Source organism: Oceanibium sediminis (assembly GCF_003265325.1).
Classification (GTDB): Bacteria; Pseudomonadota; Alphaproteobacteria; order Rhodobacterales; family Rhodobacteraceae; genus Halovulum; species Halovulum sediminis.
Window position 1 is genome coordinate 1 of record NZ_QGNX01000048.1, and the last position, 950, is coordinate 950.

At 58.9% G+C, this 950-nt stretch carries 1 protein-coding gene; it reads left to right on the forward strand.

From position 1 onward, the window contains the following. Window positions 1-950 (forward strand): ABC transporter substrate-binding protein (locus DJ029_RS21500; protein ID WP_198671247.1); only part of this gene is annotated, 950 nt, incomplete at both ends.

The following is a 950-nucleotide window of genomic DNA, read 5'->3' on the forward strand; positions in this document are numbered from 1 at the left end:
GCAATCCGCCGATTTCGAAAAGAACCCGATCGGGACCGGACCATACAAGATCACATCATACGTTCCCAGCGGCCAGGTGGTGATCGAGAAGAACCCCGATTACTGGGGCACGCCCGGAGAAGCCGACAAGATCACCTTCCGGATCATGCCGGAGGCCTCGACTCGGCTTGCCGCGCTCGAGACCGGCGAAGTCCAGGTCGCCGAGAACCTGCCGCCGGACAAACTCGCCTACCTGCGTGAGAACAAGGACATCAGTGTCGTCTACACGCCGACACTGCGGGTCGACTACATGGTACTGAACCACTTCAACCCGCTGATGGGTAACATCAAATTCCGCGAAGCGCTGTCGCTGGCCATCGACCGGCAAGGCATTGTGGATAACCTGCTTGCCGGGACGACGAAGGTAGCAAACTCGATCTCGCCCCCGGGCACGATCGGCTACGACGCCAGTCTTCCGGATTATGCCTATGATCCCGAGCGGGCGAAGGAGCTGCTGAAAGAAGCCGGCTACAACGGAGAACTGATCAAGGTCGGAGGCCCAATCGGGCGCTACTCGATGGACAAGCAGGTTACCGAAGCGATCGGTGGCATGCTGGCGGCAGTCGGTATCAACGTGAGCGTCGAAACGTTGGCGTTCTCGTCCTATATCCCGAAATATTACGAGCCTGCCTATGATTTGGGTTTCATCGGCCAGACCGATTTCACGATCAGCCCGAACAAGCACTGGAGTTCGCTGTTCTATTCTCCACTGGATCGGAACGGCTACTCCAACGCCGAGATGGACGCGATCATTTCCGCGGCGAACGTCGAACTCGACGACACGAAGGCGGCCGAATTGTTCCGGCAGGGCCAGGCGCTGCAGCATAAGGAGTTTGGCGGCGCGCTGCCGCTTTACTATGAGCCACAACTGATCGGCGTCAGCGCCAAATACGAAGGCTTCGTGCCGCGCC